The sequence below is a fragment of the Ruegeria sp. F5 genome (assembly GCF_056533845.1).
Genome location: NZ_JBQFOU010000005.1, coordinates 285,142 through 309,837, shown reverse-complemented (window position 1 = coordinate 309,837; position 24,696 = coordinate 285,142). Strand labels below are relative to the sequence as shown.

Below are 24,696 nucleotides of genomic sequence, written 5' to 3'. Positions count from 1 at the left end.
AGCGCGCGTTTCGTCGCAGCGTCATTCTACTTTTTCCGCCAAACCCTCGCTAAACCCTTGCTTGCGCAACTTCAGATGTGGTCCCATCCCATTGGACAACAGGACCACGCCTTGCGCGTGGGAGAATAATAACGGGGAGGAGCCACATGGCCTTTGTGGGTCTTGAAGACAAAACACGGATCGAGCAGGAAATGCCCTGGGAGGATCGCGACCTGCCGGTCACGTTCCATCAATTGCTGTCCCGGACGGCTGGGAAATTTCCGAACCACGAGGCGATCAGTTTTCAGCTGCTGTCAGGGCCAAATGACAAGGCCGAGACGCTGACATGGTCCGATCTGCTGGGCAAGGTCAATCAGGCGGCGAACCTGTTCCGCTCACTGGGTGTTGGGGAAAAGGACGTGGTGGCCTATGTGCTGCCCAATTGTAACGAGACGCTGGTGACGATGATGGGCGGGGCTGTGGCGGGGATCGTGAACCCGATCAACCCGCTGCTTGAACCCGAACAGATTGCCGCCATCCTGCGGGAAACCGGCGCCAAGGTGGTGGTGACGCTGAAATCCTTCCCAAAAACGGATGTTGCGCAAAAGGTGGAAGAGGCGGTGCGCCACGCGCCCAAGGTCAACACCATTCTCGAGATCGACCTGAACCGGTATCTGACCCCTCCGAAATCCTGGCTGGTGCCGTTCCTGCGCCCAAAAATGGGTGACAAGGAAAAACTGGCCCACGCGGATTACAAGGATTTCAGTCAGGAGCTTGCCAAACAGCCGACCACGCTCAGTTTTGAGGACAGCACCGAAGATCGCGTCGCCTGTTACTTCCACACAGGCGGCACGACCGGCATGCCCAAGGTGGCGCAGCACAAATACTCGGGCCTGATCTACAATGGCTGGCTGGGCAACACACTGCTGTTTGACGAGAACGACGTGATCATGTGCCCGCTGCCCATGTTCCACGTCTTTGCCGTGCATGTGATCGTGATGGCCGCCGTATCCTCGGGCGCGCATGTGATCTTCCCGACACCTGCCGGGTATCGCGGTGATGGGGTGTTCGACAATTTCTGGAAGCTGATCGAACGCTGGAAGGTCAGCTTTATCATCACCGTGCCCACTGCGATTGCCGCCAAGATGCAACGCCCGGTCGATGCGGATATCTCCTCGGTGAAAACCGCGTTTTCGGGGTCCGCCCCGCTGCCGGTCGAGCTGTTCCGGCGGTTCGAGGAAGCCACCGGCGTGACCATCGTCGAAGGTTACGGCCTGACCGAGGCCACCTGTCTGGTATCCTGCAACCCGGTGGATGGCGAGAAAAAGATCGGCTCGATCGGGATTCCGTTCCCCTATACGGATGTCAAAATCCTTCAGGACGGGCCGGATGGGCCGGTGGAAGCGGCGGCGAATGAGATCGGCGAGATCTGTATCTCGAACCCCGGTGTCTATGCAGGCCAAACCTATACCGAGACGGATAAGAACACCAACCTCTACCACTACGACAAATACCTGCGCACCGGCGATCTGGGCCGGTTTGACGAAGACGGCTATCTGTGGATCACGGGCCGCGCCAAGGACCTGATCATCCGGGGCGGTCACAACATCGACCCCGCCGAGATCGAAGAGGCGCTGCTGGGTCACGACGCGGTTGCTTTTGCCGGCGCGATCGGTCAGCCCGACGCCTATTCGGGCGAGGTGCCCTGTGCCTTTGTCGAACTGGTCGACGGCGCATCGGTGACCGAAAAGGAACTGATGGACTACTGCCATGTCCACGTCCATGAACGCGCGGCGCAGCCCAAGCATATGACCATTCTGGACGAATTGCCCAAAACCGCTGTCGGCAAGGTGTTCAAGCCAGACCTGCGCAAACAGGCGATCACGCGCGTCTACAATGGCGCACTGGAAACGGCGGGGGTGGATGCGCGCGTTGTCTCGGTCATCGACGACAAGAAACGTGGCCTTGTCGCGCAGCTTGACGCGAACGGTTCCTCCGAGGACGATGTCAGCAAAGTGCTGGGCACATTTACCCGGCCGTGGGAGTGGGCTGCCTGACCGGGAGGGGCTATGGATTATGAACGTCTGATCGATGAAGACACCTGGGCGTTCATAAGGAGAACGGCTGAAAGCTATCCCGACGACGTGGTCGATCTGCCCATGGCGGAACAGCGCCGGGTCTACGAAAAGCTGTGTCAGGACTTTCGCCAGCCCCGCCCCAAAGGCGTGGAAACACAGGACCGGTCCGCCGATGGCGTGCCGGTCCGGGTCTATACCGCCGGAGACCCCACAAGAACCGTCGTCTATTTCCATGGCGGCGGTTTTGTTTTGGGCGGGTTGGACAGTCATGACGACATCTGCGCCGAAATCTGCGCCCAGACCGGGTATCGCGTTGTCTCGGTGGACTATCGCCTGTGTCCGGAACACATCCATCCCGCGCAGTTCGATGACAGTCTGGTGGCGGTAAACTGGGTGGCCAGCGAGTTCAGGGACCCTCTGGTTCTGGCCGGTGACAGCGCCGGGGGAAACCTTGCCGCCGCAGTCGCTCATGCGACCCGAGGCGACCTGAACCATGTTCTGGGTCAGGTCCTGATCTACCCGCTCCTAGGGGGCGATACCGACAAGGGCTCGTATCTGGATCACGCCCATGCGCCATCGCTGAGCCGCGAGGATGTTCTGTATTACGAAAAAATCCGATGCGGGGGAGAGGTGCCGGTGAACGATCCGACCTTCGCGCCGCTGCAGGATACCGATTTCACAGGCCTGCCGCCGACGGTCGCCGTAACCGCCGATTGCGACCCGCTGCGGGATGACGGCGCGAACTATTGCGCGAAGATCGTCGCCGCGGGCGGGCAGGCGCATTGGATCAACGAGCCGGGGCTCGTGCATGGCTACCTGCGCGCGCGAATGACGGTTGCACGTGCTGCTGCCAGCTTCGAAAGAATCTCGGTCGCCATTGAGGCGCTAGGGCAGGGCATCTGGTCCTACGACTAGACGCCCCGGGCGGGTTATTTCAGGAAAGGTTCGGCCTTCATCGTATCGGCAATAGGCGCGCCCATCCGCGTCAGGATCGTGGGCGCCAGTTGCAACTGGTCGATCACCGCGTCCGCGTCAGGCCCGGTCGCGTCACCGAAGTAGTACAGGGCGGTTTCCTGCTGCAACGGGCTGCGCCCGCCGTGATGGCCGCGTTCATCCTGACCGTGATCGGCGGTGACGATGACCTCGTACCCCAACTGTCGCCAGCGGGGGATGAACGGGGCCAGCATCTCATCGGCGACAAAGCAAGCGTGATCCATTTCTTCGCATTCGTGGAAGAAGCGATGGCCCATGCTGTCCAGCGTGCAGGCATGCACGATGCCGTAATCCAGCCCGAAGCGCAGGCACAGGTTGGTGAGTTGGGCGAACAGGTCCAGATCGCAAGGCGTCATCTGGTTGGCCTTGCTATAGCCGGTCATGGTGTGAAACCGGCCATGGTTGATGGTCTTGCTGTCCGGCTCGTCATATTCAATGTCGCGCACATAGTCGAAAGGGTGGCGGTTGAAGAATTGAGACCAGTAGCTGTGGGTAACGGCCCCGGTCACGCCTCCGCCCGCGCGCACCTGACTGAACACATCCTTGTGGCTTAGCCGAAAGACGTTGCCATTGCCGGTGCATCCATGTTCCTGCGGCGCGACGCCTGTGTGGATCGAGGCATAGCAACTGGCCGAGGTCGACGGCAGGACCGAGCGCAGTTTCCACACCCGCGCCTCGCCCGTATCGACCCACCCTTCAAGGTTGCCGAACAGGCGGCGGAAATTGCGCCACGGGACGCCGTCGAGGATAATCAGAAGCAGCTTGCGGTCCATGTCACGGCCCTTTGGTCAGAGGTCTTTGGGCCGACCATAGGCGGGGTCAATCCCGCGCGGTCGCCAGTTCGCGTCTGCATTTGTCCGTTTCCGACGCGATCCGATGCTTGGAAAACAGACAGTTTATTGACGTATCGCCACAACCAGATCCATGACGTTTGTACCGGTCGGACCGGTGACCAAAAGCGCGTTGGCCGTGTCCAGAAAACTGCCGCTGTCTGCCGCCTCCAACGCCCTTTCCGCACCGTCGCCCCAGGTCGATCCGTTGATGATCCCGCCGGCTGCGTTGGTCGGGCCATCGGTGCCATCAGTGCCGCCGACGATGACCGTAAGCCCCTCGGTCCCAGAGATTTCGCGGGCCAGCGCAAGGGCCAGCGCCTGATTGCGCCCGCCATTGCCGGGATTTTCCGGCAGAACTACGGTGGGTTCACCGCCAAACACCATCACACCTGCCTGCATTTCACGCACCTTAGGGCCAAGGCGCGCGGAGACCGCAAGATAGTCGTCATGCATCGCCTCTTCATCGGCCAGCACGGCCAACCCGTCCTCTTGCGCCGCTTCAGCGGCAGCCGCACGGGCATGGGCGTTCGACGCGATGATTTGCGTGGAGGCCTGAAAACCGTACGTTCCGGGCAAAGCGCCAATCCCCGATCCGATCACGCCAAGGTCATCGCCGGGCACGTCTGAAATGGCCAGAACGGTCGCCCGCGCACCTTTGAAATGCGACAGCAGCCCGCCGCCCTTGATCCGCGACAGCTTGCGGCGTTCGGCGTTCATGGCTTCGATATCCAGACCCTGCGATAGCAGCTGTTGGTTCAAAGCCTCCAGATCAGCCAGAGATTTGCCGTCGATCAGGTCCTCGGCCAGAGACGACGCGCCGCCCGAGACCAGCAGCAGCAGATGCGTGCCGGGGGCCATGTCCTCGACGGCGCGGCGCAGGGCGCGCCCACCGGCAAGGCTGCGGTCGTCCGGGACGGGGTGCGAGGCTTCGATGACCTCGATACCCTCGGGCAGATCGCGCCCGTGATCGTCCTTGGTCACAACCAGCGCAGGGACATCGCCAAAATGGTCCAGCGCGGCGCGCGCCATTGCGGCGGCAGGTTTGCCAACCGCCAGAATCCGGTCCGGTTCGGGCACGCCCGGCAAGGCCGCCTTGGTCGCCGTGTATCCGTCAACGGCAGCCACCCCGGCCCGCCAGAATTTGAGTGCTTGGTCCGCAAGTTTCATCACATTTCCATCCAGATCGTTACCGGCCCGTCATTGACCAATTCGACGGCCATATCGGCCCCGAATTGCCCCGTTTCGACCGCAATACCATGCGCGCCCAGAAGTTGGGCAAAAACTTCATACAGATGCTGGCCCTGATCGGGCGGTGCAGCCTCGGAAAACCCGGGCCGGTTGCCGCGGGATGTGTCCGCCGCCAGAGTGAACTGGCTGACCACAAGGGCCGAGCCGCCGATATCCAGAATCGACCGGTTCATCTTGCCCGCCTCATCCTTGAAGATGCGCAGTTTGGCAATCTTGGCGGCAAGTTTCGCAGCCTGTTCTTCCCCGTCGCCGCGCATGGCGCAGACGAGGATCATCAGGCCCGGACCCGATTGCCCGATCACCGCCCCATCGACCGAGACTTTGGCCCGTGAAATGCGTTGTAAGAGTGCGCGCAACGTGATCCTCCGAAAGTGCGTGTTGGTTCGGCGGCGGCTTATTCGCGCCAGTCCACGATCTCGGCAAGGGTGGCCCGATCCGTGCGAAAACTGTTGGCGGGGTGTTCCTTATCCGAATAGCCGAAGGAGATGGCGCACAACACCAGCCGGTCTTCGGGGATACGGAAATAGCGCCGCAAGAACGGGCTGTAGCTGGCAATAGCCGCCTGCGGAATGGTCGCAACGCCAAGGGCCTGCGCCGCCAGCGTGAAGGCGGTGACAAACCCGCCGCAATCCATCGCGCCGTAAGCGCCCAGTTCCGCCGGGCTTGAGACAATTGCGCAATGCGGCGCACCGAACAGCGAAAAGTTCTGCATCATCTGCCGGGCCGAGCCTTCGCGGTCGCCCCGTTCAACACCCACGGCTTCGTACAATGCCCACCCGCAGGCGCGGCGGCGGTCCTGATAGACGCCGGAATAAGAGGTCGGAAAAGGCAGGTCCGGTGCCGGAGCGCCCGTTTGCGCCTCATCCCGCATCGCCTGACGGAACCTGTCGGTTTCCTCGCCGCTGGTGACCACTACATGCCAGGGCTGCGCATTGCACCAGCTTGGAACGCGCGCGGCGCTGGTCAGGATTTGTTCGATCTGCGCCCGTGGCACGGGGTCGGACCTGAACGCGCGGCAGGAATGCCGGTCTTCAAGCAGCCCATTCAAAACGGAAATCGTCACGACGGTTTCGCCCCCAATCCTTCGCGGCGGAGGATGGCGGCTGGCCCGGGGATGTGCAAGGGGCCGATTGGCCCTATTGCTGTCCGGTCGCCATCAGATACCCGGCACCGGCGGCAACCAGAAGGCCCAGAACCACCGCGATGGTGATCTTGATCGCCGACCACGGCCGCTCTCCCTGCACGCGGCCGGTGCGGCCGTTTACCACGAACCGGAACGTTTTTCCGCGATATTTGTACGCGGCCATCCAGACCGGCAGCAGGATATGTTTGAACGTGACATTCCGGATATCGGTTTCGAGCATATGGATACGCTGCCGGTCCCCACCGATGTCGAACCGCACATCGCGCTCGATCACGCGGGCCATGTGATGCCGTGCCTCGGTGTAGCCGTCCTTCAGTTCGACCGTATAGGCCTCGGCCCGGAACCCGGCCAGGTATTCCGGCTGATACGGCTCGAGCGCGGGCAGGTCCCAGGGCTCCAAAGCATCGGTATAGGATTTGGGCAATGCGCGCGAGGCCAGTACCAGCACATCGTCAAACATCCGTGCGACCCGGCCCGACTTGGGCGTCCAGCGGACTTTGGGCACCATCTGCTGCACCTGTTTGCCATCGCGCATGATCGTGCGGGTTTCATGGTAAACGACGCCGCGCTCGCCGTGATAGCGCGATTTCGTGTCGGCGTCGAAGGTCCAGTAGGGGACATAGATCCCCTGCATCCTGCGCCCCTTTCGGGCGTAATCCTTCAATCTGTTGGGGGCAAACCACAGCCCGCCCAGCCAGTCGCTCATGGCGTTGTGGGCCTCGCGTTCGTCCAGAGCAAAAGGCAGCACGCCTTTGGGTTTGATATGCCGGTTCACGCCGGTATCCGTCACAACGGGCGTGGCGCAGAACGGGCATTCGGCGGCATGGGTGTTGGGATCGAACTCGACCTGAGCGGCACAGTTCGGGCAACTCAGAACGCGGGTTTCCTCGATCTCGCTATCAGGCAGGCGGTCGGCAATGGCGGCGTCGAAATCCAACTCGCGCAGGCTGGCACCGCCCCAGGGGCCCGCGTCAATCGGTTCGGAATGCCCGCAATGGTCGCAGGTCAGCGTGCCGTTCACAGGGTTGAACCGGTAGTCAGCGCCACATTGCTCGCAGGGGAAGCGGTGTTCTTCGGTCATATGCCCAACTTACGATTACCCATTCTTCACAGGCTTCTGCATCACGCCCCCGGCGGAGGCGGCGGCAGGATCGTGAACAACTGCGCCAGTTCCTGCACGTCGCCTGCCTTTTTCCAACCGTCCTGCCCGGCGGTCCAGACAAAGGTGTCGCGCGTCAACTGCCCCTCGGTGGCCATCCGTCCCATGCGGGCCTTGGAAAACGGGCCGCTGGTCTGACCATCCACCGCGATATGCCAGACATGCTCAACCGGCGGAGGGGGCGGCGGTGCCGCATGCGCTGCGGGTTGCGGGGCAGCGGGGGCGGGCGATCCCCAGGGGCCGCTCGGCTGACCTGCTGCCATGTTCGACATCTGTTGTGCCATCGCCATGCCCATTCCCATGCCAAGACCCGCGCCCATGCCGCCGCCCTGACCGGGGTTGTTGGCAGCTGCGGTCATCGCCTCGGCTGCGGAATACTGGGTGAACTTGCCCAGATCGCCCGCCAACCCCATCGAGGTCCGCTTGTCCAGCGCCGCCTCGACGGCGGGGGGGAGTGAGATGTTTTCGATGTAAAACTCAGGCATCTCCAGCCCATAGCTGTCAACGACCGGGGACACCTCGGCAGCAATCAGTTTGCCCAGATCGGCGGTATTAGCTGCCATGTCCAGCACCGGGATGCCAGAGCCCGCAATCACGCGGCTGAACTCCTGCACGATGATGTTGCGGATCTGAAAGCTGATCTCATCCATGGTGAATTCGCCATCGGTGCCGACGATCTCGATCAGGAACTTGGCCGGGTCTTTCACCCGCACGGTGTAGGTCCCATAGGCACGGATGCGGGTCGGGCCGAATTCCGGGTCACGCAGCATGATGGGGTTCTTGGTGCCCCATTTCAGGTCGTTGAACCGGGTCGTGTTGACGAAGTAGATCTCTGACTTGAAGGGTGACTGAAAACCGTGATCCCAATGCTGCAGGGTCGTCAGGATCGGCATGTTGTTGGTCTCGAGCATATAAAGACCCGGCGTGAACACATCCGCCAACTGCCCTTCGTGCACAAACACGGCGGCTTGCCCTTCGCGCACGGTCAGCTTGGCGCCATACTTGATCTCATGCCCTTCACGCTCGAACCGCCAGACCATCGTGTCGCGGGTGTCGTCGACCCAATGAATGACATCAATGAATTCTCCGGTCAGAAAATCGAAAATTCCCATAAGGACTCTCCTTGTCTTGGGGTCAGAGCTGCTGCCCCATCAATTCACGGGCAATGATCCGCACAACGGGCCGGGCCTGATCGACGGTCACGCCGGGCTCAAGCCGCTGATCATAGAGCATTGTCAGAAGTTTCTCGTCATGACTTGTCAGCAGGGCAAACTCGTCATCGTCGTTGAAGATCGAAGGCCTTGCCGCCGGGCTGTCATTTGGCAGGCCCAGACCTTGGGCGATTTCCTCGTGAATACAGCTGCGGCGCACCAGATCGGGCAGTTCCGAGCGGATCAGCGTCACCGCGCGCACGTAGCGATAGGGCGAGGCACTGGTGGCCGAGGCAAATACAAAACAGTCGAAATTGGCGCGCGGGTTGGCCACCAGTTCCAGCGAGGCCTGGCTGATATTCGGGATCAACTGTTTCAGCCGCGACACCACATAAGCACTGTCGTCCTTGCCCGCAAAAAAGACGTGGAAATTGGCCTTGCGGCTGACGACTGAAACGGGATGGCCGGTCAGCCGGGCCAGACGGTCGGCATAAGATTGCACCTGCGCCGCGTCCTGATCCCGTGTGGCAGGCAGGACCGAGGGCCCGAATTCGGTCTGGATGCGCACCGGTCCCGACCAGCGGCTGAGCTGCCCGTCGGTCTGGCGCGACCCGACCGAAACGGCGTGGTCGGGGTATTCGCTGTAAAAGGCGATGACCTCGAAATTGCGCGCCAGATCGTCGGCATCGTAAGGCGTGTCCGGCCCTCCACCATCGGTGCGCAGCAGGCCGCGGGTCAGCAGATCGCGTTCGACGCGCTGATAGAAGCGCGCCAGATCCTGACTGGCGGCAGAGGGCGGAACATAGGCATTGGCGGCCGCTGGGGGCGGGGCCACGGGGCGCGGTTCCGGTACCAGCGACGCCGTGAGGGTTTCGTCGCAATTGGCCAGCGCCAAAAACGCGAGACACCCAAAAGTCAGTCTAAGGTACCCAAACGGCCGCACGCTTTGCCCGCCTTAGCCCGGCACAGCCGTACCGGAATTGTCACCGATACCATCCTTGCGGGCCTTGGCCGCGGCCAGCGTGTCGCGCAGTTCGGTTTCCATCTTCTGCAGTTCGACCTCGGCGGCCGCGCGTTTGGCCTTGCCTTCATCGGCGATGGCGAGGCTTTCGTTGATGGTGCCGATCAGATCGGCATTGGCCTGTTTGACGGCTTCGATGTCGAACACGCCGCGCTCCATCTCTTCGCGGATCATCTTGTTCGACTCGCGCAGATTGGCCGCGTTCGAGGTCAAAAGCTCGTTGGTCAGATCGTTGGCCTCACGCACGGCAGCGGCGGCTTCGGCGCTGCGCTGGATGGTGACCGCCTGCGCCAGTTGCGTCTCCCACAGCGGCACGGTGTTCACCAGCGTCGAGTTGATCTTTGTCACCAGCGACTTGTCGTTTTCCTGCACCAACCGGATCGAGGGCAGCGATTGCATCGTCACCTGACGCGTCAGCTTCAAGTCGTGCACACGGCGTTCCAGATCGTCGCGCGCAGCCCGCATGTCGCGCAATTCCTGCGCCTTCATCACCTGTTCTTCTTCCGGTGCGGCCTGAACCTCGGCCTCTTTTTCCGGAATGTCGTGGCTGTCCAGTTCGGTCAGCTTTTCTTCGCCCGCCGCGATATACAGCGCCAGTTCATCGTAGAAGCCAAGCGTCTTTTCGTAGAGCAAATCCAGCGATTTGATATCTTTCAGCAGGGTATGTTCATGGCCCAGAAGGTCGTCGGTAATCCGGTCGATCTGGCCCTGCACCTGTTCGTACTGGGCGGTGAACTTGGCAAAGGGTGCGGCTTTGCCCATCAACCTTTCCCACCAGCTTTGCTTGCGCCGCACGTCCAGTTCGCTGACTGAAAAGCCCCGGATCGTGGTCACGATGTTGCGCAGGCTGTCCCCGGCCGGGCCCACATCCTTGTTGCGCACATCCGCCAGCATGGCCTGGCTGATTTCCTGCAACTCGGCCTGTGCCGATGACCCGAACGCAACGATCGAGTTGGTGTTGCCCATGTCGATCTCGTCCATCCGCTTGCGGATTTCGGCGCTGACGGGCTCGTCGGCCTCTTCCAGCGAGATAACCTCGGCCTGCGGTTCGGGCAGGGCAACAGCCGTGACTTCCTGCACAAGTGTTTCGGCCTCAACGGCTTTGTTCTTGATCTCATCGGACATGGGGATAATCCTCGCTCAAATTTTGGCCGGTCAGTCCAACCGGACGCCTTCGCGTTGCAGCCTTTCGCGCAACACGTCAATTTCAACCGTCAGATCGCTGCGGTCATCCAAAAGCATCTTGCGTGTGCGCGCGGCGAAATTCTGTTCCAGATCGTCCAGCAGCGCCGTGTAATCCGCCAGCGCCTGCGTATCCCGCGTGCGGGCATAGACATCGGCGAACTTGACCGTCGCGTCCCGTGCACCCTGCAGATAGACGGTCAGGTATTTTCGTGCCCCGGCCAGATCGCGGGGGTCTTCTTCGACCGTGCGGAACAGATCGCGGGCGGTGTCCTGAAACCGTTCCACGCGCGCCTCGACCCGGCGGTCGCCTGCGCGTTTGATGGCATCTGTCATCTCGGACAGGTGCTTTTCCGCATCTTCGACCACGCGCGCAACGCGGTCTTGCTGAAAGGTGTCGATGCCCTCCATGCCCTTATCCTTCATCGGGTCGAGGCCAAAGGACACCGAATGCAGAACCGTTGCCGCCGCACCAAACAGGACCGGGGCCAGCAGGCTGACCTGCGCCACGGTTTCGGCATTCAGGTATTCGGTCCGGTACGAGGCCAGCGCCGCACCCAGACCGGTCAGCACGCTTGCGAAGATCTTTCTTGGAAAAGCGGGGCGTCGCGCGGTGCGGCGCGCGTTATACTCTGCCTCGGCCCGCAACCCTTCGCGCAGCAAAAACGCCGCAGCCGTCAGCAGGCCCGCCGCGATCAGTCCGATGGTCATTCCTATCGCACCGTCATTCAGCGACAGGAACACCAGAGGGATCGCAGGCAGGAACAGGATATTGGCCCGCGCGCCAGCAGGTTCCACCCGCGCGCCATCAAACTGCCCGCATTGTGGCGGATCGTCCGGCGCAGCATCCCCTTGGGGGCTGTATTTTCCGCCATACCGCTTGGCCATGCCTTACAAGCCCCCCAAGATGCCAGTACAGACGCCCAGCAACAGCACCAGCAGGGCCACGTAGGCCAGTTTTTGCACTCCGGTCCCGGACATGACGCCCCCCAATAGCAGCACTCACGGAAAATTTAGGGGATGCGAGGGCTTGGCGCTAGGGGGAAGGTTGCGTAAGCCGCGTCACTTGCGAGGTTTCTTGCCGGATGATGCCCGTTTTCGTTGCGGTCGGGCGGGACGTTTGGACGGGTTGTCGGGTTTGACCTCGGCATCCAGCCCAAGCTGATCGCGCATGACGCGGCGGCGAATCTCTTCCACCTCGCCGGGTTTCAGGTTGCCAAGCTGGAACGGGCCGTAGGACACGCGCAGCAGGCGGTTCACGTTGAAACCGATATCCTCCATGGCGCGGCGAATTTCACGGTTCTTGCCTTCGCGCAGGCCGATTGTCAGCCAGGCATTGGCCCCCTGTTGGCGGTCCAGCGAGACCTCCATCGGCAGAAACCGCTCTCCTTCGATCACCAGCCCTTTGCGCAGGGGGGCAAAATCTTCGTCCTTGGGGCGTCCGTTGACCCGCACGCGGTATTTGCGCAGCCAGCCGGTCGAGGGCAATTCCAGCTTGCGCTTGATGCCGCCATCATTGGTCAACAGCAGCAGACCTTCGGAATTCAGGTCCAGCCGCCCGACGCTCATGACGCGGGGCATATCCTCGGGCAGATTGTCGAAGATCGTCGCACGGCCTTTTTCGTCGCGCGTTGTCGTTACCAGCCCCGACGGCTTGTGATACAGCCACAGGCGCGACGGTTCCGGCTCGGACACCGGTTTGCCATCAACCGCGATCTTGTCCTTGGCGGTGACATTCAGGGCCGGGCTGTCGATGATCTTGCCGTTCACCGCCACGCGGCCCGCTTCGATCATACGTTCAGCTTCACGGCGTGAGGCGACACCGGCGCGCGCCAGCACTTTGGCGATCCGGTCGCCGGGAGGAGGGGTTTTGCTCATCCGCAGCCCATAGCGCATCCCGTCGCCTTGCGAAAGACAGGTTTCTGATGCAGTCAGGGGCATGGTGTTCAGATCGCATATGGACAAGGCGCTGGAACAGGCGCGCGCGGCAGCGGATCGTGGTGAAGTCCCGGTAGGGGCCGTGATCGTGCTGGGCGACCGGGTGGTCGCTGCGGCGGGCAACCGGACGCGCGAGTTGAACGACCCCACGGCGCATGCCGAGATACTCGCGTTGCGCGCCGCCTGCGCCGAGGCCGGGTCGGAGCGGCTGCCGGATCATGACCTGTACGTCACGCTTGAACCTTGCGCGATGTGCGCCGCCGCCCTTGCCGCCGCACGCATCCGGCGGGTGTATTATGGCGCTGCCGACCCGAAATCGGGCGGCGTGGCCCATGGGGCGCGGGTGTTCACGCACCCGCAGACCCATCACAAGCCCGAGGTTTATGACGGAATTGCCGCCGAAGACTGTCAGGCATTGCTGCTTGAGTTTTTCGCCGAAAAGCGAGCGGCGAAGTGATCTGCGGCTAAGTCCAGTCCAGACGGTAAATCGTCTGCTGGCCTCCGAAGCCCTTCAACTGCACTGATTTCGGCGGGCTGAAATTCAGGTCGGGTACGGTTCCCAGCAGCAACCGAGTGACATCTGTTACGTGGATTTCGTTCGGCCCGCTTGCACCTGTCACCCTTGCAGCTTTGTTGACGACCGAGCCAAAGAAATCCTCGTCCCGTTGAATAACATCGCCGGTGTGAATTCCGATGCGAAGCCCCAAAGGCGCGTCCGGCCCCGAGGCCCGGTTTTCCCGTTGAAAATCCACGGCTGCATGAACCGCATCCTGAACCGACCGGAAAATCGACATGGTGCCATCGCCGAGCGATTTGACCAGTCGCCCGTGATGCCGGTCGATCACTCTCTCGGCCCTGTCGAAATGGTCCGAGATGACCTCGGTCCATTTCTGATCCCCCAGTTGCCGCGTCATCGCTGACGAATCCGCAATATCGGTGAACATGACCGAGGCGGTGCCTTCGCTTTGATCCTGCGTGAACCCGTCACGCGCGGCCTCGATCAGAGCGTTCAGGGCATCGTGGTCTACCCCCATCTTTTCAAAGTTTGAGGTCGGGTTCGAAACATGTAGTTGAACCAGTTTCCAGATGCCGTTTTCGAGATGCAGAACAAAGGTAAACCGGTGCCGCGACGAGTTGCCGTTGGACAGAAATGTCAGCGTGGCCTCGCAATGGGCCCAGCCCACGTCACCGCATTCAAAGGCTTCCGTGGCATGCTCTTGCCAGTCGAACTCGGGTATCTCTTTGGTGTGATCGGCAAAGCCTTGACGGATCACTTGCCCGGACCAGGATTCGTTGTCGTCAGACCCTTGATACCGCAGGTGCTCGGATGTTGAGAGCATGTTCACCAAAACAGCACGGTCCCTGTCACGAACCGCCTGATTCCACCGCCGAACAACAGCAACCAGTTCCGGGGACGGGGTGATTTTGCCGGACATCCCCGCGCTACAATGTGATCGGCTGCATGATTTCCGGCTCGATCACATCGACGCCCGGCAACCCGTCAATTAATTCTTGCGCCGATTGTTCCAGAATGGGGAAGGTCTTGTAGTGGCACGGAATGACGGTCCTGAAGTTGAAATACCGCTGCGCCGCATAGGCCGTCGCTTTCATGTCCATCGTGAAATGGCCGCCCGCAGACAGGATGCCGATATCGGGTTTGTAATAGTCCCCCATCCACTCCATATCCGCCATGATGTCGGTGTCGCCCGAGACGTACAGCATGTGCCCTTCGGCGGCGATCATGAACCCGACCTCGCTGCCGCCGGTGCGCAAACCGTCGGGGGTCGAGAAGGTCGAACTGTGCGATGCAGGCACCATCGTCACCTTGATGCCGTTCAGATCGACCGTGCCGCCCTTGTTGAAACCGACAGTCTCGACGTTTTCGGTTTCGCTCCAGAACCCCATCAGGTCGTACTGGCCTACAATCGGAACGTTCAGGGTTTTGGCCAGCGACAGCACATCGGCCACGTGGTCGAAATGCGTGTGGGTCAGCAGGATATGGGTCGCGCCCTGCAATGCGGCGTCATGCTGCGTGTCTGACAGAACCGGGTTGCCCGTCAGCCACGGATCGATCAGCAGCACCTGACCTTCGGTTTCGATGCGAAAGCTGCCATGGCCCAACCAAATGATGTTCATCAAAAATTCCTCCCGAACAGACTGTTGGCACCAGCCTAGCATCCGCTATGTAAATTTCCATGGACTGGATGCAGCAAATCGACGGCTATTGCGAACGTTTGTCGCCCGCCTATTGGGCCGAGCCGGTAAACGCGGTGACAAATGCGGCGTTTTTGATCTCGGCCTTTATCATGTGGCGGCGCGTGCGGGGGCAGGGCATGCCTTTGGCAATGGCGCTGGTGATTGTTCTGGCCTGTATCGGGATCGGCAGCTACCTGTTCCACACCCACGCGCAGGTTTGGGCGGCGCTGGCCGATACCACGCCCATTCTGTTGTACATTCTGATCTACATCTTCGCCGTGAACCGGGACATTCTGCGGATGTCCACCGGGCGGGCGTTGCTTGTGACAGCGCTGTTCTTTCCCTACGCCGCCGCGACGTTGCCTTTGTTCCGTCTGGTTCCGGGGCTAGGCGGCTCGGCAGCCTATGCGCCTGTACCTTTGCTGATCCTGATCTATGCGGCGTTTCTGCGCAACTCACAGCCGGAATTTGCGCGGGGGATGACGATCGGGGCGGGGATTCTGATCGCTTCTATCACGTTTCGCGCGCTGGACCTTCCGACCTGCGAACAGATTCCGCTGGGGACGCATTTCTTGTGGCATATCCTGAATGCAGTGATGCTGGGCTGGATGATCGAAGTTTACCGGGTCGCGATGGTGAAATCCCGCTTTGGCGCTAATCCGGCAGCTTACGCGCAACATAGAAGCCATAACTGAAATAGTTCGCGTAGGACTTGTACAAGGCAATCTCGGCCTCTTCCGCTGCGACGATGGCCTTGGCCTGATCCGAATAGTTGTTCCTTTGCAGAAACCCCTCGAACCTGTTTTGCATTGGGTCGTAGTAGTTCTGCAGCCAACAGGGTTTCGGCAGGGCAAAAAAGCCTAACGGAGCGAATCCGCAGGCCTCCAGTTGCGCGATTTTGGTCGAAGCGGTCGCCACCCCGGCATATTGCTGTTCCCAATGTCGGGTCAGATCCTTTGGGCGCTTGGCGGTCAGCCATGTCAGCTCTGACACCGCCAGAATGCCGCCGGGTTTCAGAAACCGCCGCCAGCTTTGGATGCCGGTCTCAAACCCGATATAGTAGATCGCCCCTTCCGACCAGATGGCGTCCAGAGAGCCATCGGAAAAAGGCAGCGCATCCATCGATGCCGCGACCGTGTGGATGCGATCTGACAGACCGGCATCTTCGGCGCGGGTGGTCAGCTTGTCCAGAAACGGCTTCAGCAAGTCCACTGCGGTGATCGTAGCGTCAAGGTCCTGCGCCAGAACCAAAGCGGCGGCGCCGGTCCCGCAGCCAATATCGGCGATCTGCAGGTCGCGGCCCGCACCGAGGCCGGACAGGCCGATTGCGATGCGCGTCTGTTGATCTCCGCCCGGTCCTTGCCGGTCGCCACCCTGATGCAGGTCCACCAGCAGTTGGATTTCGTCGCTCATCCCGCGTCAGTTTTCAAACGCGGCGGCGAGGTCCTGCGGCAAATCGAACTCCGCCAGCACCCGCGCCCGCCCGTCCGCCGACATCTTTCGGGCGGTTTTTTCAACGATGCTCTGGATCTTTTCGGCCGAGTGTTTCTCGGCAAAGGGTGCAAAGTACCATTTCAGATACACAAAGCAGATCACGTCTTCCAAAGCCTGCACATCGGGGTCCCGTTTGATCCCCTCCTTGCGCAGCATCCGGCCTGTCGCCTGAACATCGTCGTCGGAATACCCGGCATTGCCCATCATCCCCATCACCACCTCGGCATGATGCACGCCCTGCGCCCGCCGCCATGCCAGATAACCGGCGCGTCCTTCGGGGTATTCGCTGCGCGCCAGTTTCCAGCGTTCCACATGCTGTCCGCGCGCGGCGATCTGCAGCGGGTCCGACGCCTCGGGGAACAGGCGGTCCAACTCGGCACTCATGCGCTGACCGTAGAGCAGGTTGGCAGGCTGGCCGTCTTCGACCGAGGGGTCTTTTTGGTTGGCCGCATCAATCGCGTCCAGAACTGCTTGCTTTTGCGCGCTCATTGCTTAACTCCGTTGGCTTGCCGGACCTGCGGTGCGGTCCGGTTGAAATTCAAGAGCATCGTAGCGGGTGGCGGCGGCAAGTGCAGCACCGAATTGCCAGAAACCCCGGGGGCTGAACCCGGCAAAAGGGCCGCGGAACCAATCCGAATTCAACGCAGCGGCGGGGCCCATAGCATAGCGGTCTTGCGACCGGTGCGGCAGACGGGTAAACGCCCCCGTAAGCGTATATGAGGTTTTCCGATGTCGATTGACCAAAGCACCGCCGCCAAGGTGGCCAAACTGGCCCGGATCAAGGTCGAGGATGACGCGCTGCCCGCGCTGGCGTCCGAGTTCAACAATATCCTTGGGTTCATTGAGCAACTCAATGAGGTGGATGTGGATGGTGTCGAACCGATGGTCTCGGTCGAGCCGATGCGCCTGAAACGGCGTCAGGATGTGGTCACCGACGGCAACCAGCAGGACAAGGTTCTGGCCAACGCCCCCGACGCGCGCGAAGGGTTCTTCGCTGTTCCCAAAGTGGTGGAGTAAGACATGAGCGATCTTAACAAACTGGGCTTGGCCGAGGCCCGCGACGCGCTGCGCAAGGGTGATGTGACCTCGGTCGAGCTGACCGAATCCTGCCTGAAAGCGATTGATGAGGCCGACGCGCTGAACGCCTTTGTCCACAAAACACCCGAGATCGCGCTGGAACGCGCCAAGGCTGCGGACGAACGGATCAAGGCGGGCGACGCGCCGTCGATGTGCGGCCTGCCGATCGGCATCAAGGATCTGTTCTGCACCAAGGGCGTGCCCTCGCAGGCAGCATCAAAAATTCTGGAAGGCTTCAAGCCCGAATACGAATCCACCGTGTCGCAGCAACTGGCCGATGCCGGTGCGGTGATGCTGGGCAAGCTGAACATGGACGAATTCGCCATGGGGAGCAGCAACGAAACCTCGACTTACGGCAATGCCGTCAGCCCGTGGCGGCGCGGCAATGACGATGCGCAACTGACACCGGGCGGCTCGTCCGGCGGTTCGGCTTCGGCTGTATCTGCCGATCTGTGTCTGGCCGCAACCGGCACCGATACCGGCGGCTCGATCCGTCAGCCTGCCGCCTTTGTCGGCATCACCGGCATCAAGCCCACCTATGGCCGCTGCTCACGCTGGGGCATCGTCGCCTTCGCCTCGTCGCTGGATCAGGCCGGCCCGATGACCAAGAACGTCCGCGACGCGGCGATCATGCTGGAAACCATGTGCGGTCACGACCCCAAGGATTCTACCAGTGCCGAACTGGCCGTCCCGAATTTCGAAGCGATGCTGACCGGTGACATCAGGGGAAAGAAGATCGGTATCCCCAAGGAATACCGCATGGACGGCATGCCCGCCGAGATCGAAAAGCTGTGGGCCGACGGGGCCGAAATGCTGAAAGCGGCGGGCGCCGAGATCGTCGACATCTCGTTGCCGCACACCAAATACGCGCTGCCTGCGTACTACGTGATCGCACCGGCCGAGGCGTCCTCGAACCTCGCCCGCTATGACGGTGTCCGCTATGGCCGCCGCGCGCAGCTGGCGCAGGGCGACGGCATCACCGAGATGTACGAGAAAACCCGTGCCGAAGGCTTCGGACACGAAGTCCAGCGCCGCGTGATGATCGGCACCTATGTGCTTTCGGCGGGCTTCTACGACGCCTACTATAACCGCGCCCGTAAGGTCCGCACCCTGATCAAGAAAGACTTCGAAGATGTCTTCGCCGCAGGCGTCGACGCCATCCTGACCCCGGCCACGCCCTCGGCGTCCTTCGGACTGGGTGAAATGACCGAGGCCGATCCGGTGCAGATGTACCTGAACGACGTCTTCACAGTGACTGTCAACCTGGCGGGTCTGCCCGGTATTTCGGTACCCGCAGGGCTGGACAAGCAGGGCCTGCCGCTGGGCCTGCAACTGATCGGACGGCCCTGGGACGAAGGCGATCTGCTCAACACCGCCTATGCGCTGGAAAGCGCGGCCGGGTTTGTGGCCAAGCCCGGGAAATGGTGGTAAGCCTCGGGCAACGCACAGAACTGAAACGGAGCCGATGAATGCGGTTTAAGCATCTGGTCCCAGCCGTCGCCCTTGTCGCTGCCTGCAATACGGTCGCGCCGGTCAGCAATCCCGGGTTCAACACGCCGGAATACCGGGCTCAGCGCGAGGCACAATTGGCCGGGCAGGGGGTCGGAGGCAATCCTCTGCTGTCGCCCGTGGCCGTGTCGCAGGAACCTCTGGGCGCACCGGGCTCAGTCTCGACCCTGCCGCCCGCAACGGGTGAGAATGCGGATCTGGCAAACCAGACCGCCGCCGCTCTGGCCAGCACATCCGGGCAGGCGACGGTGCCGGTGGCTGCCCCCACCAACACCGCAATTTCCGACGAACAGGACTTTGCAGCCGTATCCGAACGCCGCAGCATCGAATCCGATGCCGCCCGGATCGAGCAGAACCGCCAGACCTACGAGGTTGTTGCGCCCACCGCCGTGCCGGAACGCGGGTCCGACGGGCAACCCAACATCGTGCAATACGCGCTGAACACGTCAAACCCGGTGGGCACCCAGCTTTACAGCCGCGCCGGTTTCAATCTGCAGGCCAAGGCCCAACGGAACTGCGCCCGCTTCCCCTCGCCGGACCAAGCCCAGATCGAGTTCCTGTCGAGTGGCGGCCCGCAGCGCGACCGCAAAGGTCTTGATCCGGATGGCGATGGTTATGCCTGCGGCTGGGATCCGAGCCCGTTCCGCAGTGCCATCAGCAACTGACCCGCATTCGCCGATCTGGCACCCGTCACCCAATTTCGGTCCGCGTCGGGATGGGCTGAGGCCCTCACTTGTGGTAATCCACTACACCGCGATGAACAGCGCGCAGGCCGCGCTGGACCGTTTGTGTGATCCGAGGGCCGAGGTTTCGGCCCACTACCTGATCGGCGCAGACGGCACCCTGTGGCAGATGGTGCGCGAAAAAGACCGGGCCTGGCACGCCGGGGCCGGGGAATGGCACGGCCAGACCGACATCAATTCCCGCTCCATCGGGATCGAGTTGGATAACCGCGGCGATCACCCGTTTTCACAGCCGCAGATGGCACGGTTGGAACACCTGCTGTTCTCCATCATGACACGCTGGTCCATCGCGCCCTCAGGCGTGATCGGCCATTCCGATATGGCTCCGGGCCGCAAATTCGACCCCGGCCCCCGGTTCGACTGGCAGCGGCTGGAACATCAGGGCCTCGCCGCCCCGCGCGGAGACAGCGAAACCTCGCAGGCCCCGTCGATGGACCAATTCCGCGCACTGGCCCGCGACGCAGGTTTCACTGCCGACACCGACGATGACACTCTGCTCGCGACGGTCCGGCTTAGGTATCGCCCTTGGGGCAAAGGCCCGCTGGACCCCTCTGATTTCGCCCCGCTCACTGCCAAAACCTGATCCGCTCTTCATCTGTCCGAAAATATCCCGGGGTTGAATTGGCCGCAGGCCAAGAAGGGGCTGGCCCCTTCTGCGTGCTATCCACCCTTGACGCCGCCGGGCCCAAAGCCTACCCAACGCCTGCGCGGAGGGCCGGATGGCCGCTTGGGCCTTGGCCCGAGAGGAAAGTCCGGACTCCACAAGACAACGGTGCCGGGTAACGCCCGGGCGGGGCAACCCGACGGAAAGCGCCACAGAAATCAGACCGCCACACGTGTGTGGTAAGGGTGAAACGGTGGGGTAAGAGCCCACCGCGCCGCTGGCAACAGCGGCGGCACGGCAAGCCCCACCGGGAGCAATGCCAAATAGGGTCCCCGCGCGGGCCGGTCGGTGCAAGCCGATACCGCCGCTAAGCCTGTCTTGGCCCAGAGGGACCGGGTTGGCAGCTTGAGCCGCGCAGCAATGCACGGCCCAGAGGAATGGTCATCGAAGGGGCAAGCCCCCGGAACAGGATCCGGCTTACAGGCTCTCCGCGCGTATCAGCAGTTCACTGGCCCGGCGGTGTATATGCGCCGGTCAGTTTCGCGGCCTTCTTGGTGATGGCAACAAAGTCCTTCGCCTTCCACGCACGCACCGTCTGCACATTCGATACAGCCCCCGAGGCCGCAACGGCCATGCCAATCGCCACTGCATCGGTCCCGTCCGGTGCCTCGCTAATGACAACAACGTCGTTGTCTCCGGTGGTCATGTAAAACGCCAAAAGCTTGCCGCCGACCTTCTTTAGCAACGCCCTGACGGGTCCGGTCCGGTCCTTGGGCTTTTTCAGCATGCCCCGGACACCTTCCTGAGAATAGGACGCATAAGTGATGAAAATGGGCATAGATACCTCCTGTTACGCAATTTGACAGAGGACCTGTAATTCGGCCGGTCCCTTGGCCTTTACGGGTGCCGAAACGCGCCGTATCTCAATCGTCCGCGACCTGAACCATGCCACAGATCAGCAATTCCCAATCCCCACGGTATGGGCAAACAACATTACGATCTTGCCGGTTTTTTCGTTGACCAAAACGCCCCCCTTTAAAACGCCATGCGCAAAAACTCTGCCGACAGAGGGTGATGCCTGTTTCCGGTGCCTCGAAGATCGAGCCCGTCTGGCCCAATGGAATAACGCGCAGACATATCACGAAACCGTGATCTGTTCAATTGAACCCACCAATTTGCAAGCCAAGGGTGATCTGGGGCCTGGGCAGCAAATCCCTCTGGTGGTGTGGTTCCCAGCCCGGATCAGCGCGTGGTTTCTCAGAATTCATTCAGGTGTTACCTTTTCAGGCAACTGACACAGAATTCATTGGGAGGACAAAATGAGTTTCATGAAAGCACTGGCCTCGGTCGCCGTAGGATTTGCCGCCGCAAAGGGGCTGGAAAAATACAAGCAGATGGGCGGTATGGCCGGCCTGCAGGACATGATGCAGGGGGGCGGTGGCGGCTTTGGCATGGATCAGCTTGGCAAGATGGCCGAGCAGTTCGGCATGCCCGGCGGTGCCGCTGGCCTGCAAGAGATGATGGGAAAGTTCGGCATGGCCAACCCGGCCGGGGCCGCCGGGCTGGGCGGGCTGATGAATGCCATGCAGGGCGCGGCCAAGACCGGCAGCCGGCAGACACTGGACATGATGGAGACGGTATTCGGCGGAACCCCCGGCGGTGCCGTGATGGAGGAACAGGCCAAACTGATGCTGCGCGCCATGATTCAGGCGGCCAAGGCCGATGGGGAACTGGACCAGCATGAAAAGGAAACCATCCTCGGTGAGCTGGGCGACGATATCAGCGATGAAAAACGCGCCTTCGTTCAGGAACAGCTGGATGCGCCGATTGATGTGATGGGTTTGGCGGCGGATGCCGGGTCCCCTCTGAAAACCCAGATCTACGCAACCTCGTTGGCAGCGATTCGTCTGGATAACGCGCGTGAGGCCGCTTATCTGAAGCAACTGGCCACCGCTTTGGGCCTGTCAGATGCCGAGCGGGACAAAATCCATACCTATATGGGGGCTCCAACCCTGTCTGGCTGAGGCCAGTTTCGCGCCCGCCGGTTTCGCGGGCACGATTGCCCTTGACATGGGCGGTGCAGCGCGTAAAAGCGCACGCTCATAGGAATTCAACCGAAAGGCCCCTGCCTTTTCGGACGCAGGAGATAACCATGGCGAAGCCGACGACAATCAAGATCCGTCTGAACTCGACCGCGGGCACGGGCCACTTCTACGTGACCAAGAAAAACGCACGCACCATGACCGAGAAAATGACCGTTCGTAAATACGATCCGGTTGCTCGGAAGCATGTCGAGTACAAAGAAGGCAAGATCAAGTAATCTGCCTTATCCATCGAATATTGAAAAAGGGTTCTGCCTTGGCAGAGCCCTTTTTCGTTGCGCCATTGCCGGTCGCGCTACGGCTGTTCGCCGGCTCAGGCGTGCATCTGTCCGTTGCATGGGCGCATCAGCGCCGGGCGCAATCGGTCCGCGGGTGGCTTGCTTTTTGCAACTCGCTGCCAGTACGGTTCAGCAACCCGCCACAAAATGTTGACCGCCATGAAAAAAATCTTGTTATCCACAGTTGTCGTTCTGAGCCTTGCAGCCTGTGAGGACCCGTTCAACCGGGAAGGCGTCGGATTTACCGGAATTGATGGCGAACCGCGCACCATTTCCGATGTGCAAGGCGCTGTGGCCTTTGTCCCGCCCGAGGTGAACATCCCCGCGGAACTGGCCTTGCTGCCCACCATCAACGTTCTGTCGGACGAGGTTGATCCGGCGAAACTGGCAAGCGTGGCCATCGACAATGGCGGACGCACGGATTCCAGCGCGGTTCCGCTGTCCGGCAGCGACACCACCCTGTTTCTGAGCACGGTCAGCGTCAACGGCTCGCTGTACGGGGTGCTGCGCACGCTGAACAACAGCACCCGGGTCGACAATTCCATCGGCGCGATTTTTGGCGAAGAGACCGAGCGATTCACCGGCTGTCTGGCTGCAGGCGACGTGTTCCGCAAAGGCGGTTCCGATCGCAGCTCGGGCTTTGCGGTGCCGCTGAATTGTAGCTGACACGAACTGAAGTTTTCTGAAAACGCCCTCGCCGATATCGGCGGGGGCTTTTTCTTTTTGATAGTTCCTTGGTCCACGATGCCCAAAAGAAAAGGGCGGGTCACGCCTGACCCGCCCTTTGGCAGCTTTATGAATGTCCCGCGTTACTCGCGGTTGCCCAGCAGTTGCAGCAGGAACATGAACATGTTGATGAAGTCCAGGTACAGGTTCAGCGCGCCCATGATGGCGGCTTTGCCCAGCCATTCCTGATCGCCGGCATGTGCCATCTGCAGATAGGTGGTCTTGATCTTCTGCGTGTCATAGGCGGTCAAACCGGCAAAGATCAGCACGCCCAGAATGGACACGGCGAACATGATCGCAGGCGACTGCAGGAACAGGTTGATGATCATCGCCACAATCAGACCGATCACGCCCATCATCAGGAACGTGCCCATGCCCGACAGGTCTTTCTTGGTCACGTAACCGTAAAGCGACAGACCCGCAAAAGCGATCGAGGTCACCAGAAAGACCTGAGCGATCGAGATGCCGGTGAAGGCCACGAAAATCCAGCTCAGCGACAGGCCCATGACCGCAGCGAAGACGTAGAAGAACAGCTGCGCGCCAGCCGCGCTCAGGCGGTTGATCGCGGCACCGAAGCCAAACACCATGGCCAGCGGGGCAAACATGATGATCCAGCCCAGAATGTTCGGGCTTAGCGTGACCGGGTCACGGAATACCGACAGCAATTGCGGGCTGGAGCCAACGGCCCAGGCCACGGCAAATGTGATCAGCATGCCCACGGACATTGTACCGTAGACTTTGTTCATATGGGCGCGCAGGCCCTCATCAATCTCGGCGGCGCGCGCGCCGGATGCCGTCCGGATCGTGTCGAATTGTGCCATCAAAGGGTCTCCCTTCACATATTTTTAGTACGCCTCGGCGACGCCGGGCGCTTTCCCTGCAAATATCGGCAACTGCAGGCGGTGTTTCAAGAGTTTCCGGGCCAAAACCGACTAAAATACGCAACAAAAATGGCGACCTGTGTCCACAGGCCGCCATTTCTGCGCTACGGGTCTGATTTTCCGCTATTTCTGCCAGAATTGAGGGGCATCCCAAACCGGCCGCCGAAGCTCGGCCTCGACCTCTGCGCGGGTTACGCCGATGTCTTTCAGCGCGCGGTCGTCCAGCCGGGCCAGGTGGCGGCGCTGCCGCAGAACCGAAAACGCGTGCTTGATCAGGTTCAGACCGGACCGTTTCGCCGGTTTGCCGGGGCGATGGATTGCAATTTGTGTCATAGCAATTGTCCTTTCTGCGTTTGAGAT

The 24,696-nt window shown here is 61.2% G+C and carries 29 protein-coding genes and 1 other RNA gene; 13 read left to right on the top strand and 17 right to left on the bottom strand.

The features are described 5' to 3' along the window. The first annotated feature begins 146 nt into the window (after positions 1-146). Positions 147-2,036, top strand: a complete 1,890-nt coding sequence (locus tag ACR0K1_RS10425) for an acyl-CoA synthetase (RefSeq protein WP_480612788.1) — start codon at positions 147-149, stop codon at positions 2,034-2,036. Positions 2,037-2,048: 12 nt separating this feature from the next. Beyond that, complete coding sequence (locus ACR0K1_RS10420) at positions 2,049-2,972, top strand: alpha/beta hydrolase (RefSeq protein WP_480612790.1); 924 nt, start codon at positions 2,049-2,051, stop codon at positions 2,970-2,972. 14 nt (positions 2,973-2,986) lie between these two features. Here the strand turns inward: ACR0K1_RS10420 and ACR0K1_RS10415 are convergent, their stop codons facing one another. The 10 genes from ACR0K1_RS10415 to ACR0K1_RS10370 all read right to left on the bottom strand — a co-directional run bounded on the left by ACR0K1_RS10415 (position 2,987) and on the right by ACR0K1_RS10370 (position 12,666). Further along, positions 2,987-3,823, bottom strand: coding sequence for an alkaline phosphatase family protein (locus ACR0K1_RS10415; protein ID WP_480612792.1), 837 nt, complete (start codon positions 3,821-3,823; stop codon positions 2,987-2,989). A gap of 123 nt (positions 3,824-3,946) precedes the next feature. After that, positions 3,947-5,050, bottom strand: coding sequence for a glycerate kinase type-2 family protein (locus ACR0K1_RS10410; protein ID WP_480612794.1), 1,104 nt, complete (start codon positions 5,048-5,050; stop codon positions 3,947-3,949). After that, the gene (dtd, locus tag ACR0K1_RS10405) at positions 5,050-5,487 is read right to left on the bottom strand and encodes a D-aminoacyl-tRNA deacylase (protein ID WP_480850453.1); all 438 of its coding nucleotides are present in this window, start codon (positions 5,485-5,487) and stop codon (positions 5,050-5,052) included. Before dtd ends, ACR0K1_RS10410 begins: the two co-directional genes overlap by 1 nt. 38 nt (positions 5,488-5,525) lie before the next feature. Beyond that, positions 5,526-6,194, bottom strand: a complete 669-nt coding sequence (locus ACR0K1_RS10400) for a nitroreductase (protein WP_480850451.1) — start codon at positions 6,192-6,194, stop codon at positions 5,526-5,528. 73 nt (positions 6,195-6,267) lie between these two features. Further along, positions 6,268-7,356, bottom strand: coding sequence for a TFIIB-type zinc finger domain-containing protein (locus ACR0K1_RS10395; RefSeq protein ID WP_480612800.1), 1,089 nt, complete (start codon positions 7,354-7,356; stop codon positions 6,268-6,270). Between the two features lie 41 nt (positions 7,357-7,397). Continuing rightward, positions 7,398-8,546, bottom strand: a complete 1,149-nt coding sequence (locus tag ACR0K1_RS10390; protein WP_480612802.1) for an SPFH domain-containing protein — start codon at positions 8,544-8,546, stop codon at positions 7,398-7,400. Between the two features lie 22 nt (positions 8,547-8,568). After that, positions 8,569-9,420, bottom strand: a complete 852-nt coding sequence (locus ACR0K1_RS10385) for a DUF2927 domain-containing protein (RefSeq protein WP_480612804.1) — start codon at positions 9,418-9,420, stop codon at positions 8,569-8,571. 120 nt (positions 9,421-9,540) lie between these two features. Further along, positions 9,541-10,731: a toxic anion resistance protein gene (locus tag ACR0K1_RS10380; RefSeq protein ID WP_480612806.1), complete on the bottom strand. Its 1,191-nt coding sequence runs from the start codon at positions 10,729-10,731 to the stop codon at positions 9,541-9,543. A 30-nt stretch (positions 10,732-10,761) separates the two neighbouring features. After that, positions 10,762-11,676 carry a 5-bromo-4-chloroindolyl phosphate hydrolysis family protein gene (locus ACR0K1_RS10375; protein ID WP_480612808.1) on the bottom strand — a complete coding sequence of 305 codons (915 nt, stop codon included), beginning with the start codon at positions 11,674-11,676 and terminating at the stop codon, positions 10,762-10,764. Between the two features lie 174 nt (positions 11,677-11,850). Next, positions 11,851-12,666 (bottom strand): pseudouridine synthase, encoded by an 816-nt coding sequence (locus ACR0K1_RS10370; RefSeq protein ID WP_480850447.1) that lies wholly within the window; start codon positions 12,664-12,666, stop codon positions 11,851-11,853. 61 nt (positions 12,667-12,727) lie between these two features. Between ACR0K1_RS10370 and ACR0K1_RS10365 the strand changes: the two genes are divergently transcribed. Continuing rightward, positions 12,728-13,183: a nucleoside deaminase gene (locus tag ACR0K1_RS10365; protein WP_480612812.1), complete on the top strand. Its 456-nt coding sequence runs from the start codon at positions 12,728-12,730 to the stop codon at positions 13,181-13,183. Positions 13,184-13,190: 7 nt separating this feature from the next. Here the strand turns inward: ACR0K1_RS10365 and ACR0K1_RS10360 are convergent, their stop codons facing one another. After that, positions 13,191-14,162 carry an adenylate/guanylate cyclase domain-containing protein gene (locus ACR0K1_RS10360; protein WP_480612814.1) on the bottom strand — a complete coding sequence of 324 codons (972 nt, stop codon included), beginning with the start codon at positions 14,160-14,162 and terminating at the stop codon, positions 13,191-13,193. A 7-nt stretch (positions 14,163-14,169) separates the two neighbouring features. After that, positions 14,170-14,862 carry a metal-dependent hydrolase gene (locus ACR0K1_RS10355; RefSeq protein ID WP_480850445.1) on the bottom strand — a complete coding sequence of 231 codons (693 nt, stop codon included), beginning with the start codon at positions 14,860-14,862 and terminating at the stop codon, positions 14,170-14,172. Between the two features lie 59 nt (positions 14,863-14,921). Between ACR0K1_RS10355 and ACR0K1_RS10350 the strand changes: the two genes are divergently transcribed. Continuing rightward, positions 14,922-15,617 (top strand): ceramidase domain-containing protein, encoded by a 696-nt coding sequence (locus ACR0K1_RS10350; protein WP_480612818.1) that lies wholly within the window; start codon positions 14,922-14,924, stop codon positions 15,615-15,617. On the opposite strand, the gene ACR0K1_RS10345 is transcribed toward ACR0K1_RS10350, so the two are convergent. Together ACR0K1_RS10345 and ACR0K1_RS10340 are read right to left on the bottom strand one after the other, a co-directional pair. Next, positions 15,577-16,335, bottom strand: coding sequence for a class I SAM-dependent methyltransferase (locus tag ACR0K1_RS10345; RefSeq protein ID WP_480850443.1), 759 nt, complete (start codon positions 16,333-16,335; stop codon positions 15,577-15,579). The two genes, ACR0K1_RS10350 and ACR0K1_RS10345, sit on opposite strands and share 41 nt — an antisense overlap. Positions 16,336-16,341: 6 nt before the next feature. Then, positions 16,342-16,905, bottom strand: coding sequence for a DUF4202 domain-containing protein (locus ACR0K1_RS10340; RefSeq protein WP_480850441.1), 564 nt, complete (start codon positions 16,903-16,905; stop codon positions 16,342-16,344). 240 nt (positions 16,906-17,145) lie between these two features. Between ACR0K1_RS10340 and gatC the strand changes: the two genes are divergently transcribed. The 5 genes from gatC to rnpB all read left to right on the top strand — a co-directional run bounded on the left by gatC (position 17,146) and on the right by rnpB (position 20,845). Continuing rightward, complete coding sequence (gene gatC / locus ACR0K1_RS10335; protein WP_480612824.1) at positions 17,146-17,433, top strand: Asp-tRNA(Asn)/Glu-tRNA(Gln) amidotransferase subunit GatC; 288 nt, start codon at positions 17,146-17,148, stop codon at positions 17,431-17,433. A gap of 3 nt (positions 17,434-17,436) precedes the next feature. Further along, positions 17,437-18,924, top strand: coding sequence for an Asp-tRNA(Asn)/Glu-tRNA(Gln) amidotransferase subunit GatA (gene gatA, locus ACR0K1_RS10330; RefSeq protein WP_480612826.1), 1,488 nt, complete (start codon positions 17,437-17,439; stop codon positions 18,922-18,924). Positions 18,925-18,962: 38 nt separating this feature from the next. Beyond that, positions 18,963-19,667, top strand: a complete 705-nt coding sequence (locus tag ACR0K1_RS10325) for a hypothetical protein (protein ID WP_480612828.1) — start codon at positions 18,963-18,965, stop codon at positions 19,665-19,667. After that, the gene (locus ACR0K1_RS10320; protein WP_480850438.1) at positions 19,618-20,328 is read left to right on the top strand and encodes an N-acetylmuramoyl-L-alanine amidase; all 711 of its coding nucleotides are present in this window, start codon (positions 19,618-19,620) and stop codon (positions 20,326-20,328) included. Before ACR0K1_RS10325 ends, ACR0K1_RS10320 begins: the two co-directional genes overlap by 50 nt. Before the next feature lie 124 nt (positions 20,329-20,452). Beyond that, an RNA gene (gene rnpB, locus ACR0K1_RS10315) (RNase P RNA component class A) lies at positions 20,453-20,845 on the top strand. Between the two features lie 9 nt (positions 20,846-20,854). Here rnpB and ACR0K1_RS10310 read toward each other — a convergent pair. Beyond that, positions 20,855-21,187: a GYD domain-containing protein gene (locus ACR0K1_RS10310; RefSeq protein ID WP_480612832.1), complete on the bottom strand. Its 333-nt coding sequence runs from the start codon at positions 21,185-21,187 to the stop codon at positions 20,855-20,857. Between the two features lie 52 nt (positions 21,188-21,239). Between ACR0K1_RS10310 and ACR0K1_RS10305 the strand changes: the two genes are divergently transcribed. The 4 genes from ACR0K1_RS10305 (at position 21,240) to ACR0K1_RS10290 (ending at position 23,395) form a co-directional block, all read left to right on the top strand. Beyond that, a complete protein-coding gene (locus ACR0K1_RS10305; protein ID WP_480612834.1) occupies positions 21,240-21,644 on the top strand; it encodes a hypothetical protein in 405 nt (134 codons plus the stop codon). Positions 21,645-21,668: 24 nt separating this feature from the next. Then, on the top strand, positions 21,669-22,373 hold the full coding sequence (locus ACR0K1_RS10300) for a DUF533 domain-containing protein (RefSeq protein WP_480612836.1): 705 nt from the start codon (positions 21,669-21,671) through the stop codon (positions 22,371-22,373). Between the two features lie 128 nt (positions 22,374-22,501). Then, positions 22,502-22,669 (top strand): 50S ribosomal protein L33, encoded by a 168-nt coding sequence (gene rpmG / locus ACR0K1_RS10295; RefSeq protein WP_005630270.1) that lies wholly within the window; start codon positions 22,502-22,504, stop codon positions 22,667-22,669. A gap of 219 nt (positions 22,670-22,888) precedes the next feature. Further along, the gene (locus ACR0K1_RS10290; RefSeq protein ID WP_480612838.1) at positions 22,889-23,395 is read left to right on the top strand and encodes a hypothetical protein; all 507 of its coding nucleotides are present in this window, start codon (positions 22,889-22,891) and stop codon (positions 23,393-23,395) included. A gap of 143 nt (positions 23,396-23,538) precedes the next feature. Here the strand turns inward: ACR0K1_RS10290 and ACR0K1_RS10285 are convergent, their stop codons facing one another. Beyond that, positions 23,539-24,276 (bottom strand): Bax inhibitor-1/YccA family protein, encoded by a 738-nt coding sequence (locus tag ACR0K1_RS10285; RefSeq protein WP_480612839.1) that lies wholly within the window; start codon positions 24,274-24,276, stop codon positions 23,539-23,541. 183 nt (positions 24,277-24,459) lie between these two features. Beyond that, entirely contained in the window at positions 24,460-24,669 is a 210-nt protein-coding gene (locus tag ACR0K1_RS10280) for a DUF1127 domain-containing protein (RefSeq protein WP_480612841.1), read from the bottom strand. Positions 24,670-24,696 lie beyond the last annotated feature (27 nt).